18 protein-coding genes are annotated in these 14,237 nt (G+C 54.2%); 4 read left to right on the forward strand and 14 right to left on the reverse strand.

Annotated elements, in window-relative coordinates:
* Positions 1–191 precede the first annotated feature (191 nt).
* Together NJQ98_RS17675 and NJQ98_RS17680 are read left to right on the forward strand one after the other, a co-directional pair.
* Positions 192–563: an SHOCT domain-containing protein gene (locus tag NJQ98_RS17675; protein ID WP_123124795.1), complete on the forward strand. Its 372-nt coding sequence runs from the start codon at positions 192–194 to the stop codon at positions 561–563.
* 14 nt (positions 564–577) lie between these two features.
* Positions 578–1,201 carry a hypothetical protein gene (locus tag NJQ98_RS17680; protein WP_262181112.1) on the forward strand — a complete coding sequence of 208 codons (624 nt, stop codon included), beginning with the start codon at positions 578–580 and terminating at the stop codon, positions 1,199–1,201.
* Between the two features lie 10 nt (positions 1,202–1,211).
* Here NJQ98_RS17680 and NJQ98_RS17685 read toward each other — a convergent pair whose 3' ends face one another.
* The 6 genes from NJQ98_RS17685 to NJQ98_RS17710 form a co-directional block, all read right to left on the reverse strand.
* Positions 1,212–2,465: a site-specific integrase gene (locus tag NJQ98_RS17685; RefSeq protein WP_262181115.1), complete on the reverse strand. Its 1,254-nt coding sequence runs from the start codon at positions 2,463–2,465 to the stop codon at positions 1,212–1,214.
* A gap of 25 nt (positions 2,466–2,490) precedes the next feature.
* Positions 2,491–3,000 carry a DUF8154 family protein gene (locus NJQ98_RS17690; protein WP_257301013.1) on the reverse strand — a complete coding sequence of 170 codons (510 nt, stop codon included), beginning with the start codon at positions 2,998–3,000 and terminating at the stop codon, positions 2,491–2,493.
* Positions 2,993–3,688 carry a nucleotidyltransferase domain-containing protein gene (locus NJQ98_RS17695; protein WP_262181121.1) on the reverse strand — a complete coding sequence of 232 codons (696 nt, stop codon included), beginning with the start codon at positions 3,686–3,688 and terminating at the stop codon, positions 2,993–2,995. Before NJQ98_RS17695 ends, NJQ98_RS17690 begins: the two co-directional genes overlap by 8 nt.
* Before the next feature lie 100 nt (positions 3,689–3,788).
* On the reverse strand, positions 3,789–4,370 hold the full coding sequence (locus NJQ98_RS17700; RefSeq protein ID WP_348533586.1) for a DUF7342 family protein: 582 nt from the start codon (positions 4,368–4,370) through the stop codon (positions 3,789–3,791).
* Positions 4,371–4,796: 426 nt separating this feature from the next.
* Entirely contained in the window at positions 4,797–5,282 is a 486-nt protein-coding gene (locus NJQ98_RS17705; protein WP_262181125.1) for a DUF7970 domain-containing protein, read from the reverse strand.
* Positions 5,275–6,147: a ParA family protein gene (locus NJQ98_RS17710; RefSeq protein ID WP_004594451.1), complete on the reverse strand. Its 873-nt coding sequence runs from the start codon at positions 6,145–6,147 to the stop codon at positions 5,275–5,277. The genes NJQ98_RS17705 and NJQ98_RS17710 overlap by 8 nt, the downstream gene beginning before the upstream one ends.
* Before the next feature lie 493 nt (positions 6,148–6,640).
* Here NJQ98_RS17710 and NJQ98_RS17715 point away from each other — a divergent pair, with 493 nt between their 5' ends.
* Both NJQ98_RS17715 and NJQ98_RS17720 read left to right on the forward strand, forming a co-directional pair.
* A complete protein-coding gene (locus tag NJQ98_RS17715; RefSeq protein WP_262181130.1) occupies positions 6,641–7,315 on the forward strand; it encodes a MarR family transcriptional regulator in 675 nt (224 codons plus the stop codon).
* The gene (locus NJQ98_RS17720; protein WP_262181132.1) at positions 7,312–8,007 is read left to right on the forward strand and encodes a hypothetical protein; all 696 of its coding nucleotides are present in this window, start codon (positions 7,312–7,314) and stop codon (positions 8,005–8,007) included. Before NJQ98_RS17715 ends, NJQ98_RS17720 begins: the two co-directional genes overlap by 4 nt.
* 84 nt (positions 8,008–8,091) lie before the next feature.
* Here the strand turns inward: NJQ98_RS17720 and NJQ98_RS17725 are convergent, their stop codons facing one another.
* From NJQ98_RS17725 to NJQ98_RS17760, 8 genes are all read right to left on the reverse strand, one after another.
* Entirely contained in the window at positions 8,092–8,364 is a 273-nt protein-coding gene (locus NJQ98_RS17725; protein ID WP_262181135.1) for a hypothetical protein, read from the reverse strand.
* Positions 8,365–8,521: 157 nt separating this feature from the next.
* The gene (locus NJQ98_RS17730; RefSeq protein WP_262181137.1) at positions 8,522–8,956 is read right to left on the reverse strand and encodes a TRAM domain-containing protein; all 435 of its coding nucleotides are present in this window, start codon (positions 8,954–8,956) and stop codon (positions 8,522–8,524) included.
* Positions 8,957–9,033: 77 nt separating this feature from the next.
* Positions 9,034–9,495, reverse strand: a complete 462-nt coding sequence (locus NJQ98_RS17735; RefSeq protein ID WP_262181142.1) for a hypothetical protein — start codon at positions 9,493–9,495, stop codon at positions 9,034–9,036.
* Entirely contained in the window at positions 9,488–9,781 is a 294-nt protein-coding gene (locus NJQ98_RS17740; protein ID WP_199242167.1) for a hypothetical protein, read from the reverse strand. The genes NJQ98_RS17735 and NJQ98_RS17740 overlap by 8 nt, the downstream gene beginning before the upstream one ends.
* A gap of 311 nt (positions 9,782–10,092) precedes the next feature.
* Positions 10,093–11,457: a DNA-methyltransferase gene (locus NJQ98_RS17745; protein WP_137782904.1), complete on the reverse strand. Its 1,365-nt coding sequence runs from the start codon at positions 11,455–11,457 to the stop codon at positions 10,093–10,095.
* A 96-nt stretch (positions 11,458–11,553) separates the two neighbouring features.
* Positions 11,554–12,012, reverse strand: coding sequence for a hypothetical protein (locus tag NJQ98_RS17750; RefSeq protein ID WP_121513343.1), 459 nt, complete (start codon positions 12,010–12,012; stop codon positions 11,554–11,556).
* On the reverse strand, positions 12,009–14,009 hold the full coding sequence (locus NJQ98_RS17755) for an AAA family ATPase (RefSeq protein WP_262181153.1): 2,001 nt from the start codon (positions 14,007–14,009) through the stop codon (positions 12,009–12,011). Before NJQ98_RS17755 ends, NJQ98_RS17750 begins: the two co-directional genes overlap by 4 nt.
* The gene (locus tag NJQ98_RS17760) at positions 14,002–14,205 is read right to left on the reverse strand and encodes a hypothetical protein (protein WP_121513345.1); all 204 of its coding nucleotides are present in this window, start codon (positions 14,203–14,205) and stop codon (positions 14,002–14,004) included. Before NJQ98_RS17760 ends, NJQ98_RS17755 begins: the two co-directional genes overlap by 8 nt.
* Between the last annotated feature and the right edge of the window lie 32 nt (positions 14,206–14,237).

Genomic DNA, 14,237 nt, shown 5'->3' on the forward strand with positions numbered 1-14,237 from the left:
GTTTCGTAGAGAATCTGGTTGACGTATAAGCGACGTCGACCGGTCGCTGTTGACTATCTCCTCGGTGGGAATCCGTCGAATGGATCCAATATCTCAAAAGTATCAGCACCTCTGAGCCTTGTTTTATAAACAGAAACGAGCATCAAGTAGGAGACTCTATATTCAACCGAGAACACTCTCAGGGGATAATTATGCCAACCACTTCAACCGATAACCAACTCGTCACGATCGTCCTCGTCGTCCTTGGTGCCCTGCTCATTCTCCCCGTCCTCTTCATGGGATTTGGGATGATGGGATTCGGCCCGATGATGGGTGGAATGTGGGGTGGTCATATGTGGGGTGACGGAACAGTTCCCGGATGGATGGTCCTCGTCGGCCTACTGATGCAGCTGCTGTTCATCGCTGCCATCGTCGGCGCAGGGTACCTCATCTATCGCGCAGTGGCCACCTCTAATAGCGGGACTGATCAAGCCCTCGAGGAGCTCCGGCTCGCCTACGCCCGTGGTGATCTCACGGACGACGAGTACGAACAACGGAAAGAGGCACTCGAACGAGACTCATAACTCGAAAACCATTCATGGCCACCACGGGAGACACAGCACCATCACTTCCGGTTCGAATAGGGCAGTACACGACTGCTGGCCTCTATGGATTGGTACTTGGGACAGTTCTCTGTCTCGTCGCTCTGTTCACCAATCCCGTCCCTGACCCATCGTTCCCCTGGGCCACGCTTCCTCCATCGCTGAGACTCCCGCTTCAGCAGCCGAGAATCGAACACTGGCCGGTAACCTACACTATCGGCATCTGGCTGTGGGTTTTCTGCTTTCCCGCACTCTTCCTCGCTGGATACCGACGATACGGCGACAGGAATCGTGGGGCAGCGGTGTGGCTCGTCGGGTTGCCGACTGTGGCAATGCTAGGCTGGACCACGTACTGCCGGTTCTTCTGGCCGAAGCTCCATCCTCCGACCTGGAACGCCCCAGCCTACACGTTCGTTTGCTGGCTGTACTGTTCGACCTACGACGTTATTTGGAGCAATGCGGCGTTCCTAATTGCGCTTCTCGGCGCCGTTGCCACGGTCCTGATACTGCAGCGTACACGCGGAACCAAGTATGCACTAATCGGGTTCGGCGTACTGGCCCTTCCGCTCGGCCTCCCAGCCCTCTACGTGGGTTCCCGACGAGCAAAGACTGATGGCTGACTGCGGTTGTTCAGCCCTGGGGCCGTGGTTCGATTTCGTCGAGTGCTTCTGTCGCCACATCGCCAAGTTCTCCGGCCTCAATATGTGAATACCGCTCTCGAACCATCTCTTCGGAGTTATCGAGATACCTGGCCGCCACCGTGTACCCGAACGCCCGGACAAGCACCTCACCCATCCCACGTCGACCGCCGTGGGGAGCCAGATAGTCGTGTTTCGGATGGTCGATGTCGATTTCTGCGGCCTCCGAGAGTCGTTGGAGAATCGACCGTGCGCCGTCCGTCGTGATCGACGGCGGCCGAATGTCCTCATCGAGCGCCAGCAGTAGGTCACGAGCGTATTCGTCACGGCGCTCAGTAATCGCTTCTGGGTGTTCCCCTCGTTCGGCTAGCTCTTCCTCAACGAGCCCTGCGAGAGTCCGTTGGTCGAACGTCGGAAACACCGGCCAGCGCTCCGTCGGTGGGTCCATCAGCTTGCGGTAACTCCGCAGCGGCGAGATTACCGGATCGGGGAGACTGGCGGCGTCCCACTGCTGTTTCTTCCGGTAGACGTCCATACTCCCGTCGTCAAGGGAGAGGTCCTCCCAGCGGACGCCGCGCCGGCGCGGGTCGTTGGGATCCCGGAGCAGTTCCCCGACGCGGACAGCTGTGTACGCGAGGACGAACACCAGCGCCCGGTCACGAGCCGCCTTCAGCGCCGCGTAGCGTGCTCGTTGCTTGTCGAGGGGGTCAGTATCCTCCGGGAGTGTCGTGTACGCCTCAACGGCATCGCGGGCCTGTTCGTCGGCGTGGCGGGTGAGGGCGTGGCGTTGTTCGGACGTCCAAGCCTGCTGGTCACCGGGCTTGCGGCCGTCGTCCTCCGGCAGCGGCGCCATCGCACTCGCCCGCTGCGCGTAGTGCGCCTCGAGATAGCCCTCGTTGACGCACCAGCCACACCACGCAGAGATATAGCGGTAATAGGTTTGTACCGTATTCTGTTTGAGTCCTCGATCCCCACCAAGATGCCGGGCGTACTCCCGGAACACGCGTTCGTCGAGGTCCTCGAAGGTGGGGTCGCGGCCGACGTCGTCGGGGACAATCCCGATCCAGTCGTCGCCCCCGCGGTCGCCGGCGGCCCACTCAGCAAATCGTTCGAGTTCGCGGGCGGCGTTGCGTCGATAATTCCCGCCGTCGCCCCCGCGGCCTTTCCCCTTGTCCTGGAGGTAGCGCTCGAACGACTCGGAGAGTGAGGTCAAAGGCGTCTGTTCCGTCGGTGTATTCCGGTCCATGCTCTCTTGAAATGTTGAAATGTAGTCAGTCACACAGACAGACGCCGCCTTCCCGGATTTGGCTTACTGCAAACTGATGGACAGCGCTGGCGAGATCAGTCATTGCTTCCGCCTGCTCTTCGGTTGGACGCCCCCCGCCGTAATAACTCTCTGTCCGGTTCTCGCTGTAGAGGTCCTTCATCGCCTCTGCAGTCTCCCGCTCAAACAGCCCGATCTGGTGGGCACGCTCGTAGCTGAACTGGTGGTCCTGAAAGTCCTGAAGCGTATCGTTCGTCATCGCGAGCGCGTACGCCTCGATTGACCGTTCGATCGCGCCGAAACAGACCTCGATGACGGCCGTGTAGTACCCATCCTGTGACTGGAGAGTGTCAACGACCTCGAGGAGGCGGCACGCTTTCGTCAGCTGTGTCTTCCAGTCTTCGTCGGCACTAATCCCGTCCTCGAACGCTGTTCGCCCGCGTCCGACCATCTCGAAGGCATCCTGTGCACGGTCGAGTGCTGTGAGCACAGCGGTCGGGTCCGAGCCGTTACTCATCAGAGGCTCCTTCCTCCAAGAGGAGGTTCTCGACGGTTTCGAAGTCATTCGTCTTGTAGACCAGAATCCCTGAAACGACGATCTCTCGGATGTCTTCGGTGTACGCCGGGATCGCCTGGACGGCCTCGACATCGATATCGTAGGCGTATCGGTCACCATCGAACTCCGTATCTTCGAGGTCACGGGCAATGGCGTTCGCTTCTCGTTGGCTTTCGGCCCGCCCAGACCGGGTTAGCACCCAGAGATCGATATCGCTCCGTCGGTCAGCCTCGCCCCGGGCCACACTCCCATAGAGGATGATGCCGACAACGTCGTTGATGTTCTCACGAAGCTCCGTAACCGCAGCTTTGACGGGTTGATGATACTCTGGTTGGGGAATCCGGAGGATCGGATCGTCTGGAATCGACAGGCGCTGTCTGTTGATCTGGACGAGTCGCTGGTTGCTTTCGGCCGATTCGACGACCAAGTCGTTCGCGCTGAGAACGTTTACTGCCCGTCGGACGGACTGGTGTGAGTGACCGATCTGTGTCGCGAGTTCTCGCAATGAGAAGTCACTGAATCGGTGGTTTGTTAAAAAGAGAAGGACATCGCTCGTCGCCTTGTGTTTGAATAAAGTCGGATCTGAAGGGGGTATTGAAAGAGAAATAGCTGCCCCAGACGAATTCGTACTATCCGTCTCGCGGTTCATGTGCCGTATCACGGACCACTACTATAAAAACATTATACGTGAGTCGTAATCAGCCTAAATATTCATCTGCCAGCAATGGACGTGCGGAAAACGAGGTCCGTCACCTCCGGGCCTCACCACGTTCTGTCGCTGGGGCTAGAAAGTCCCACTCTCGGATGGCAAAACCCACAATTTCGATTCGCCGTTGGAGCTGTTCCCACTCACGCGCGATCTCTCGGCGACGACCCTCTTCGGTGACGCCGAGTACCTGGTCAGCGATCGTCCCGCGAAGTCGGTTCGGTGACTCGACATCGAACTCGTCCTTCCATGCTCGGATCTGAGCATTCATCTCAGTGAGCCGTTCGGTGAGGTCTTCGACGGTGTGGTCGCTGTCCCGAAGGCGTATGGCCTCCGTGAGTGCTTGACGACGATAATCGGGGAAGTATGTCGTGTGGCCCCCGGTGTCGTCACGGTGGAGGATGCCGTCGTCGACGAGATGTTCGAGGACGCGCTTGGTCGGCCCGTGTGACCAGTCTGCTTCAGAGGCGATCCAGTTTGCTGTCCGCGGCTCTGAAACCTGTCGGGCGACCATCCGCACCCGGTCTTCACCCGTGGATTGGCGTTCCATCGGGCCCTCGGAAATCGATTCACCTCCAGTCATACAACCCCGTTCGTGCTGTGTCATAAAATAGGTCACAGGCATCTAGTCTATTACGAGGACTGCCCCCGCTATCTCCGCGGACTCGGCTGAAAAGGGTCAGAGAAATCTCGAACCCTGTTCTTGGCGGCTCTACCCCCGGGGAAGCGTCTTTCTGAGCCGATTGCAGCATTCGTGCTTCACCGACGGCGGCGGGGGACTTCAAAGTGGTCGTGATTACCGGCGTAATCAGGACCACCGGTGACAGAAGTCTCATAACCATTTTTCCTATGATAGAAGGGTTCTATCCCCCGAAATTCGGATTTGGCCAACGGTATAAATCATATGCCGCTATACCAAAGCCGCGACCGCCGTTCGGACCCGGTTCCGAGAATAATCGCGAGACTGCAAGCAGATGGCTTGCTACACAATCTGCATAATGTACAATGCGTCCGAAATCTGAATGATAAGGGAAATCACCCAAACCCAATGTTAGTCGTTCGTAGCTTGCTCGCTCAGCATCTCCACAACTTCCTGAACACGTTCCTCATCGGCTTCGATACCACGCTCCCGGAGGATCTGGAGGGCGACCTCCTCACCGTGGTCCGCAATTACCCGGAGACACGCATCTTGGAACTCTCTTCCCTCAAATTCGGGAACATCAAACATAGAGCACGCAGCAGTTACCGATGATCGCATCCGGGTGACGCCATCCCACGTGTCCTCCCGGACATAGAAGCCGTGCATATCGGTCTCATCAAAGGAGAAGGCCGGTCCACCAGTGGATTCGTCCACATCCACCTCATCCTGCTCAGGAATGGACTCAGTCTCCGACTCTGTGTCCTCAGTAGTTATCTCTTCATCCGGTTGCGGTTCATCCTGGGTGTCAGTACGTTCGTCGTCATCCGATTCGGCTCCTTCCTCCGTTTGTTTGAGCTGTTCAGCGACGTCCCCGAAACGGTCGTCCTCATTAGGCATGGCTGTGTTCCTCCACGAGGTCCGCTAAGTGGTCGAAATTCGGGATCTGGTCGCAATCTTCGTCGAACTCCGAGACCGGCATTCCTTGCTTGAACGCGCGAGAAATCGCGGTCCGTTCGCGAATCCCTGGCTTCGGAATACTATCGATGGTGCGTCCCGAATCATCGAGGGCATCGAAGATCTCCGGGTCCACACGAGCGTACTCGGGGACGAATGAACCGAACTCCCGGTTGAGATTTTCAACGAGAGTCCGATGCTCGTTGCGTTGCCCCATTGTTTCGCGAATCATATTCGGAGTGACTGCGAGGATATCCAACCCGATATTCTGCCGGATTGGAGAAATCTGGCGTTCAATCATCTTATTGAGGCCGTTGATCGAGCCAGCACGCGGAATCAGCGGGATGATGACGCGCTGGACGGCGATGAGGGCGTTGTCGGAGAGTTTCCCACGGCCGCCTGCGGCATCAATTATCACGTAGTCGTATCCGTTTTGAATGAGCGGATCGACAACGTTCCGTCGAAGCTTCACGTCTGCGAACCGTTCGTCCTTCAGCCTCGTCTCAACATTCTCGAGCTCGTTACTCGACGGGAGGAGGTGAACGCCGAAGTCCGTCTCGATAAGCAGGTCTTCGGGGTCCTCACCATCGATAAGGGCGTCACCGAGGTTCGCATCTCGGTCGTACGCATCGTCGTATCCCAACTGGGTCGTCATGTGCCCGTCCTTATCCAGATCCAATAGTACCGTCTCATGGCCACGAGCAGCGAGTCGATCAGCGATGTTGAGCGCAATCGTGGATTTTCCCACGCCGCCCTTGAGCAACGAGACAGCTGCTCCGGGGAGCCCTTCAAACTCGTCAGCACTCATAGCTCAGCACCCCGTAAGAAGCGAATTTTGTACATTTTGTAGGTAATGTACATTGGGTAGATGTTGAAGGTTGCGCGAGTTTTGTCGATAATGTACGTTTTGCACTGGTCATACGCGGTCAATGAAGCTCGTCCATCTTAATTCTGTGTCAGACAGATTGCGTACGCCATCTACACAATCTACATTTTGTACATTACGTAGATTGTTGGCACAATCTCAATTGCCATAATCACCGTCGACCCTACACAATCTACATAATTTAGATTATCAGCATTTCATACGTATTCATCGCAATCTTTGCCACCCACACGAGACAATTGAAGAAGCCCAATTTGCATTATCTACATTATTCACATTATGCAGATTGGCTATGAGATCTACATTCTTCAGTCATTCAATGGGAGAGTCCTGAGTGATAGAGCTCAGACAGAGCCGTTCTACCCCGTCTTCTAGTAAGACTTTTAACTGTTACCGGATTATTGGTAACCACCAGATGTATGAGGTTCTCGACGATACCGCGGCGCAGGTCATCCTCACCATCGAGAGTGGTGACTCCATCCGCCGTGTCGCCCAACACCTCCACACGCCCTACGAGACAGTGAGACAGGCCGTCAATCGGCTGGAAGACGCAGGCTACGTCCGCTATGACGACGGCCTCACGGTCGTCGACGAGCGCGTGCGAGACGCAGCGCTCGAGCTCGCCGCTGCCAGTGCCGGCGTCAGTCCACCCTCCATCGAGGAAACGTACGTCATCCCACAGTTCAGTGACTGGCCGTTCGCGTTCACGCGGATCGACGCCGTCTACGTGTGGACTCAGGGCGGCTACCAGGTCGGTCGCGAGCCCGACGACTATCCACTGTTCCTGGCTGTTCGTGAGCAGGACGTCGACGCCTGGGAGACGTTTTTCGAATCGTTCAACCTCCCGACCGCATTCGAACGACAGCCCCGAGACGAGTTGGACGGACCGCTACAGATCGTCCTCGAGCCAGGCCCGTCCCTCGATATCGATCACGTCGAAGGGTACCCGGTGATCCCGAGAGCAGAGACGATCGAGTATATGCGCGAGAACTACGCCCAGTTCCAGTCGGCACTGGCGATGCTCGACCGGATGTACGAGGATCTCGACCTCGGCGTCACGTATCGAGAGACCGAACGGGCACAGCCATGAGCTTCAACAACCGAAGTGACGCACTCATCGAACTGCTCGAGGAGCTCACCCAACAGGGTCACGAGTACGTTCTCGTCGGCGGGTACGCTGTCTCAGCGTTCAATGCTCGCTTCTCCACGGATCTCGATATCGTCGTCGCGCCGGACTCCAAAGCTGACTTCGTCGAATTCCTCGAACGTCGGAACTTCGAGGAAACGGACAGCCACGCCAAGGAGTGGTTCTACGATACAGAGGTGATCGAGTACGAAAAGCGGCTCACGCCGCAACAACCGATCGGCTTCGACCTCTTGGTGAACGGACTCGGGTGTCGTCAGACCGAGGCACAGTGGTCGTTCGACTACCTGTACGACCACAGCCACCAACAGGAGGTGAGCGGGGGCACAGTGACGACGACGGATAGAGTCATCGATGGGGCAGTCCTCGTGGCTGCAAAGCTCCACAGCGGCCGAGAAACGGACCTTCGGGACGTCTTGGCAGTGGCTGAAGAGATCGACCTCGACGCTGTCACACCCCACCTGCGGCGAGGGGAAGACGATGCGCTCCGGGAGCAACTTGAGCGTGGTCTGGAGATCTTGGAGAGCGATGAACTCAAGCACGGGTATCGAAGTGACTTCGGGGCCTCAGCTGTCTCAGAAGAAAGGGTCACCGCTCTCCAAGAGTATCTGTCCGCACAGATTGACCACCTGAGCTGAAGCGGTCGGAACCCCCTTGCTCGGAAGTGAAGATAGGGCCCTTCAGCGGTGCTTGCAGTCAGTCAAAAAATTGGAGGGGCGGTGTCAGTCGACCGTCGCTAACACACGGACATCCGTAGCTGAGTGTCGTTCCCGTTCAGTACGAGCACCGTGCTCGCGGAGGAACTCATCAATACGGTCGGCAAGGGACTCCGCATCCTCCCTATCGACGTGGACGATCAGCGTCGGATGTTCCTCGTCGCTGTTCTCAATCACGAGCGAGACATCCTTGAATTCGTCCGGCTGTCTATACACCTCGAACTCATCGGCGACCTGGTCGGCCAGGTCGTCGAGTACCTCAATCGGTTCCTTTGTCATAGATTGAATATCGGCCTTGGAAGGTTGTGCCATCGCGAACGCGTGAAGAAAACGTGACGTGATTTTCAGAACCACCTCCATCAGACAAACGCGAACGGAGCCTTCTCACACCGATGGTTTACCGAGAAGAAGACCGATCCACAGAAGGGACAACAGGTTAGAGTGCTCGCGGGTCGCTATCGACGATGCTCGCAAACGCGACGTTCTCCTGAACTTGTTCGATTTCGACTGTTGGCTCGTCGCCGGGCTGAGCGCCGGGAACGATCACGACGTACCCCCGTTCGACTTTCGCAATACCGTCTCCCTGATCCCCGACGGTTTCGATTGTCACGTCGCGCACCTCGCCCTCATCAACAGGAGGTTTCGAGGGGGATTGGTTCTTAATCTCGCGAGAAGGAGGCTGTTGTGACTCCGGTTGCGTCGACGACGCTGTCGAGACTTGGGACTCTAGAATGGCCACCCGATACGTTTCGTTTGCTGACAACGCTTCATGATCCACTTCACTTAAGGGGATTTCTACTAAGTACGTTCCATCCTCTTCTTCGATCCGAGTACTAAACAGAGAACAAAGGGAGCTGGGGATTTCGACCATTTCTAGTTATATGAGCTTCCACGGTAATAATTAGCTTCTGTGATGCCCACCGACTCCTGGTCCAGATCGGGAAGACATTAGGGAAGTAAATCGGCGAGAGCGGTCTCTTCGACCTGCTCACCGTCAGTAATGTGGATAACCACTTCGTCTTCAGACGAATAATCTTTGAGAACCTGAAGACAGCGTCCACAAGGGGATGACATCTCTTCATCCGCGACTGCAACACCTACAATTGGTTGCTTAGTGCTGTCAAACCCTTTCCAGACTGCAAGTTCGAGAGGATGTACATCATGAGACATCCCTTTCGTTAGTCGAGTTCCAGCCCAGACAGAGCCATCCTCAGTTCGGACTGCTACCCCAACATCTGACTCGTCTTTGGCCTCAAACGCTTTTTCCCGCAGAGACTCCCAGCGTGTTTCTTCATCTTGTTCATCCCCACTTGAAGGAATACCGAGCTGATCGGGGGTTAGTCGTCGTATCTTAGTCGGTGTACGATGGGTGTTTCTGATTCCCAGCTGTGTTTGGGTGTGGTCAGTCATAGGTGACAAATGACTCCTCCGTTATTTCTGAATCACTAGTTCTGTACAAGTGGGAGAAAGCTTCTCCACCAAATTCATAGCCAAATTCTTCAATGAATGTCTCAACAAGAGTATAAGCAGAAGGATCGTCCACCTCAAATCCATAGTCGCGGAATAGATACGCAGACAGAGATTCTGCGGGGATTTGATTGCCATCACAAAGATGATGGCGGGCAAGCTGCCAATGACGATCTTCAATTCCCCATTTCGAATTATGTCCTCCTTCCTCAACTTCGGCGATTTGCATAAGTGGGGCAGTTGATCGAAGGGAGGAAGGAGCATATGTACCGGCGACGTTCTTATTATACCAGAGAGAACTCAGCGACGGGTTTGTTGATTGGTTGAAGGGGACAAAATAGGGCTTGTCTGAATCATCCTCCCCGACACGGAGGTAATCGTCGAAAAATTCGTTATAGGGGAAGGAGAGTCCAGTTTTCCGATTATCGAGCCCGGATTGTTGCTGGAGAGAAAGATATCCAGGAAACATCCGGTGGATAGGGGCATCGATTAACCGGTGGAGACAATCTCGTACGACCTCAGGTTTCAGGACGTATCTCGTCATTTGTATGTGGACAGTGCCTGGTCCTGTTGGAAGTTGGAAGTATCTAAGTCTGTCCCAAACCCATTATATCCAAGACTGTTCGCAACTTGGATGGTGGTTCCAGAGCCAGCAAATGGGTCAAAGACAGTTCCCCTAGCCCAATCAGGATCCTCACACTCACAGCTCGTCCACCCGACAGTAGTCCACTCAGGGAAAGTGAACTCACGGAAGTAACCACCTAGAATTTCTTTTGCCTTCTTAGCACGACGCTGAACATCTTCATCGTTTGCTCCTGCACCAACTTGGAATTCCTCTGCTTTCCCCACGTCAGAAATCCCGACGGCCTGAATGGCTCGGATATGATCCTCTGTCAATTCGTCGTGATTATGGTAAATTTCCAATGCCCGCTCTGCCTGCGGACGATCCGTATTGAGCTCTGTTAATCCTCGCTTCGTATCCCTACGTCGAGGCTCATTACACTCGGAACAGATTGAAGGGGGACATGCGAGCGTGATTGCCCTCCGCACTAGGTCGCGTGGGAAAGGAGCAAGGTGATCTCCAGTATTCCGATCATGAGAGATGCGCCATACGTCTCCCGGGTTAGATCCATTTCCGTATAGCTCTGAATAGCCGTGCAAGTCGTAGAAATAATTATCTTTGTCTTGGACTAGATGGAATATTGGCTCATGCCGTGGAACAAGCCGGTCTTGGGCTGAAGACGGGATTCCATTATCCTTAGCCCACTGAATTTCGTTCCGAATAGTCCATCCCGCCTCTTGAGCAGCTCTTGCAAACCGACCAGGGATTCCCTGAAGGCTTTTATTATGGTATGTGTCGCCGATGTTAAGGAATACAGACCCAGTAGGCCGAAGAAACACTTTCCAGTGCTCTAGTGCATCGATCAGGTGCTCGATATAGGTATCCGGGTCAGGCTCCTGTCCCAGCTGGTCTTTGGTCCCATAGTCCCGCTTTTGCCAATAAGGGGGAGAAGTGACGATGAGATCGACAGAATTCTTGCCGAGATCGATCGCATTCTCTTGATTTTCACTGCCACCGTCTTTGGGATGGATTTTCGCTGCGTCGGCCTCAACGACATTCCACCAAGGCTCAGTATCAGCAGGAAATTCGCCTTGTCCTTCTTTCAGTTTCTCCAAGTCAGGAGCAGGGTGATCAAAGTACTCCTCTAAATCACCGACTAGATTGACCGCAGCTTTCGGGTTGTCAAGGAGATAATCATACAGATCATCAACACTACTAGCCTCCCCAACTTCGTCCACGAAGTCCGTAAGAGAGGTAGAATTGTTTTGATGACTGATGTGCTGAGCTATAATTTCTATTACACCTCGAACTTCCTCGTCAACCTCAGATAGATTCTCATCCATGAATCAGATCCCTCCGACAGAGTGGGGGTTGCATCGTTGTTACGCTTGTTTCTCGGGGTGCTACTAGTGGACTTCGCAATAATATTCGACGACGACTCACGGTTCGTCGTCCTCCTCTGGCTGGTACTGTTCCTTGACCTCGAGAGCCAGTTCCCGCCGTGGTTCGTCATCTGCCGGACCAAATACTCGACCGTGTAGCAATTCGATTCCCGCATTAGCGTACTCTTCTGCGATCTCATAGACCATCCGCTGGTCACGAAGAACTCGAACATCTCTCTCTTCACTCACTGCCACAGCCTCGATAACAGCCTGCTGGCGTTCCGAGAGACTCGCACGCCCGAAAAACGCGCCCTTTTCGTTCTTTATCGTTTCAGGCATTGTGTTCTCTCTCCCATATCCAAGTGCAAACATGAACAGATCGTGATTCTCAGCTTGATAGAAGGGAGAATCCTCAGATTCCTGCAACGCCTCAAACATTTCTCGCCGTTCGCTATCTATATGAACGTCACGCCGGGGTTCACGCTCCTCGTAGCTGTCTTCGGTATCTTGACTCATCGGTCGGTCACCTGTGTTACACCGTTTTGGAATTCAAGATGGTACTCATTCGCAACCTCGTTGGAAATGTACGCCCTGACGTCTTCACTATACTCGACGTCAGTCATGAGGAACGTGACCTGGGTATCATTCAGGTAGTCAGGTACGTTCTGCGCAATAAGCTGTTTCGGCTCGCTAGATATCCGTCCCAAGGGTGTATCGATGACAACAGGGGCGGAGAATCCGCTGATTTTGGAAAGTGCAGCCATGAACGAGAGAGCAAGCACTTGTCGTTCGCCAGCAGAAAGTGAACCCAGATTCTTTCGACCGTCCGGACCGTAGAGGCGCACCTCATACTCTTCAGTGAGGACTACCTCATAGTCTTCATCTTTCCAAATAAGATCGTTATAGTATCGTTCGAGCCGTTGTTCAGTTTCTGTCCGAACCTGCTCCAGAATCTCTCCTTTGATCTCAGAGAGCTTGTCAGTCGCACTGTCGATGAACTCACTCTGTCTCACAAGCAGGTCATGTTCGTCCTGCTCTCGCATTGCCTGTTTCCACTCCTCTCGACGCTCATCAACGACATCTTCTTGTTGTTCAATTTTCCCGTTCAGCTCCCCGACTTCACGTTCCATCTTACTGATCCGACCTTGGATATCCCGACGGCGTTGCTCTAGTTCCTGGGCGCGTTCATTATCGATGATATCTTCGTCTTCAAGCTGGGCAGAGATGTTGGTCAGTTCTGTCTCGTTCTCGTCGATAGCTGTCCGTGTATCCTCTAGCTCGCTGAGGTCAGCTAGGAGATCCTCAATAAGCGATTCGCCATCACGGAGTGCTCGCTCCATCCGGAGTCGACCCTCAATTGCGTCTTGGCTTTCACTAGTTTGCTCTTCCAACAGATCCTCAATGTGTTCTCGTGAAGAGTCACATTCAGCCAAGTCAGCCCCACAAACACACGTATTCCGAGAAAGAATCCCTCGAAGTAATTCCTCTGTTAGCCCAGGGACACCGTTTTGTGACGATTCGTACTCTTCCAGTTCAGAAACAGCATATCGGAGGGCATCAGCGTTGTATGCAATCCCGCCCGCTCGGGCGAGTGATGCCCCTACAGCCTCTTTCGCATCTACAAGCTCCTCTTCCTGTTCATCCAAGCGTTCTTCCAGATAGACACGGCGCTGCTGCATCTCCCGAACGTCATCGTCTGCACTACCCGCAAGCTCATCATAGATGTCATCTATTTTGCCCTCAGCGGTGCTGATCTCGTCCTCTAAGTCATCCCGCTTTTGTTTGAGCCGTTCTAGCTCTTGTGAGGCTTCTTCCTTCCGTTCTTGGAGTTCTTGTATATCACCGCCCAGCTCGGAAGATTCACTCTCAAAGTCCCGCTGTACCTTCCCTAAATGACTAACAGCACTATTCAGAAGTTCAATATGAGATACATCGAGCACAGCTGCCCGTACGTGGTCGGTGTATCCAGTTTGGAAGAACTCATCTAGCTGTTCACCATCGAACAGGAAATATTCGTGGACATGGGTTGGGAGGATCTCGCGAAGAATATTTTCAGGGTTCGGGTTCGGTCGCCAGTCGTTCCCGCCAAACCGCTGGCGTAGCCGAAGGTCACCTATGGAGCTGTTAAATTGTCGTTCCTCGCGGTCTCCTTCGGCAGCATCTTCTTGACGAGCTGTCGAGAAAGTTCGTCGGAAGGCGTACTCGGGTTCGCCTTTACCCAGCTTGATCTCGATGTACCCTTGAATCGATTCACCAGGTTCCAATTCCTTCAGCCGCTTCTTGTTGACAAGCGGGTCCGACTCGAGGCCCTCGTCATCGTTCGAATCAGTATGGGTTTCTTCCCCGTAGAAACACAGCGTAATCGCGTTTAGAATGTTTGACTTGCCAGATCCATTCTGCCCCTCAATCACGTTAATGTGCTTCTCAGACGTAGTCTCTAAGGGAATGGTTTGGTTTCCTTCATATTGCCGGTAATCCTCTATTTCGAGTTCGAATATCTGAACGTTATTCATTGTCGAATTCCTGCAGTGATTCGTTCCCGACAAAATTGTCCACGAGTTCTTTATACTGCTCAGCGTACTCGGCTCGCGGCTCTTTCAGAATGTCCCGTTCATGCTCCAAAACCCCGCGTAAGAAGGCCCGAAGATCGTCATCCTCAACCTCGTCAACACGGTCAAGGATTAACGAATGTACCTCGGAGTCATTCATGCGATAATGCAACCATATCTACAAACGCATAT

The sequence above is a fragment of the Haloarcula laminariae genome, from assembly GCF_025457605.1.
In the GTDB taxonomy this organism is placed as follows: Archaea; Halobacteriota; Halobacteria; order Halobacteriales; family Haloarculaceae; genus Haloarcula; species Haloarcula laminariae.

What these genes read in the sequence shown, in the direction of transcription:
- NJQ98_RS17720 (WP_262181132.1), top strand. Translation starts at nt 7,312, where the DNA reads ATGAGCTTCAACAACCGAAGTGACGCACTCATCGAACTGCTCGAGGAG.
- NJQ98_RS17680 (WP_262181112.1), top strand. Translation starts at nt 578, where the DNA reads ATGGCCACCACGGGAGACACAGCACCATCACTTCCGGTTCGAATAGGG.
- NJQ98_RS17700 (WP_348533586.1), bottom strand. Translation starts at nt 4,370, where the DNA reads ATGCCTGTGACCTATTTTATGACACAGCACGAACGGGGTTGTATGACT.
- NJQ98_RS17705 (WP_262181125.1), bottom strand. Translation starts at nt 5,282, where the DNA reads ATGCCTAATGAGGACGACCGTTTCGGGGACGTCGCTGAACAGCTCAAA.
- NJQ98_RS17675 (WP_123124795.1), top strand. Translation starts at nt 192, where the DNA reads ATGCCAACCACTTCAACCGATAACCAACTCGTCACGATCGTCCTCGTC.
- NJQ98_RS17745 (WP_137782904.1), bottom strand. Translation starts at nt 11,457, where the DNA reads ATGGATGAGAATCTATCTGAGGTTGACGAGGAAGTTCGAGGTGTAATA.
- NJQ98_RS17740 (WP_199242167.1), bottom strand. Translation starts at nt 9,781, where the DNA reads ATGCAAATCGCCGAAGTTGAGGAAGGAGGACATAATTCGAAATGGGGA.
- NJQ98_RS17760 (WP_121513345.1), bottom strand. Translation starts at nt 14,205, where the DNA reads ATGAATGACTCCGAGGTACATTCGTTAATCCTTGACCGTGTTGACGAG.
- NJQ98_RS17735 (WP_262181142.1), bottom strand. Translation starts at nt 9,495, where the DNA reads ATGACTGACCACACCCAAACACAGCTGGGAATCAGAAACACCCATCGT.
- NJQ98_RS17695 (WP_262181121.1), bottom strand. Translation starts at nt 3,688, where the DNA reads ATGAACCGCGAGACGGATAGTACGAATTCGTCTGGGGCAGCTATTTCT.
- NJQ98_RS17715 (WP_262181130.1), top strand. Translation starts at nt 6,641, where the DNA reads ATGTATGAGGTTCTCGACGATACCGCGGCGCAGGTCATCCTCACCATC.
- NJQ98_RS17750 (WP_121513343.1), bottom strand. Translation starts at nt 12,012, where the DNA reads ATGAGTCAAGATACCGAAGACAGCTACGAGGAGCGTGAACCCCGGCGT.
- NJQ98_RS17725 (WP_262181135.1), bottom strand. Translation starts at nt 8,364, where the DNA reads ATGACAAAGGAACCGATTGAGGTACTCGACGACCTGGCCGACCAGGTC.
- NJQ98_RS17685 (WP_262181115.1), bottom strand. Translation starts at nt 2,465, where the DNA reads ATGGACCGGAATACACCGACGGAACAGACGCCTTTGACCTCACTCTCC.
- NJQ98_RS17710 (WP_004594451.1), bottom strand. Translation starts at nt 6,147, where the DNA reads ATGAGTGCTGACGAGTTTGAAGGGCTCCCCGGAGCAGCTGTCTCGTTG.
- NJQ98_RS17730 (WP_262181137.1), bottom strand. Translation starts at nt 8,956, where the DNA reads ATGGTCGAAATCCCCAGCTCCCTTTGTTCTCTGTTTAGTACTCGGATC.
- NJQ98_RS17755 (WP_262181153.1), bottom strand. Translation starts at nt 14,009, where the DNA reads ATGAATAACGTTCAGATATTCGAACTCGAAATAGAGGATTACCGGCAA.
- NJQ98_RS17690 (WP_257301013.1), bottom strand. Translation starts at nt 3,000, where the DNA reads ATGAGTAACGGCTCGGACCCGACCGCTGTGCTCACAGCACTCGACCGT.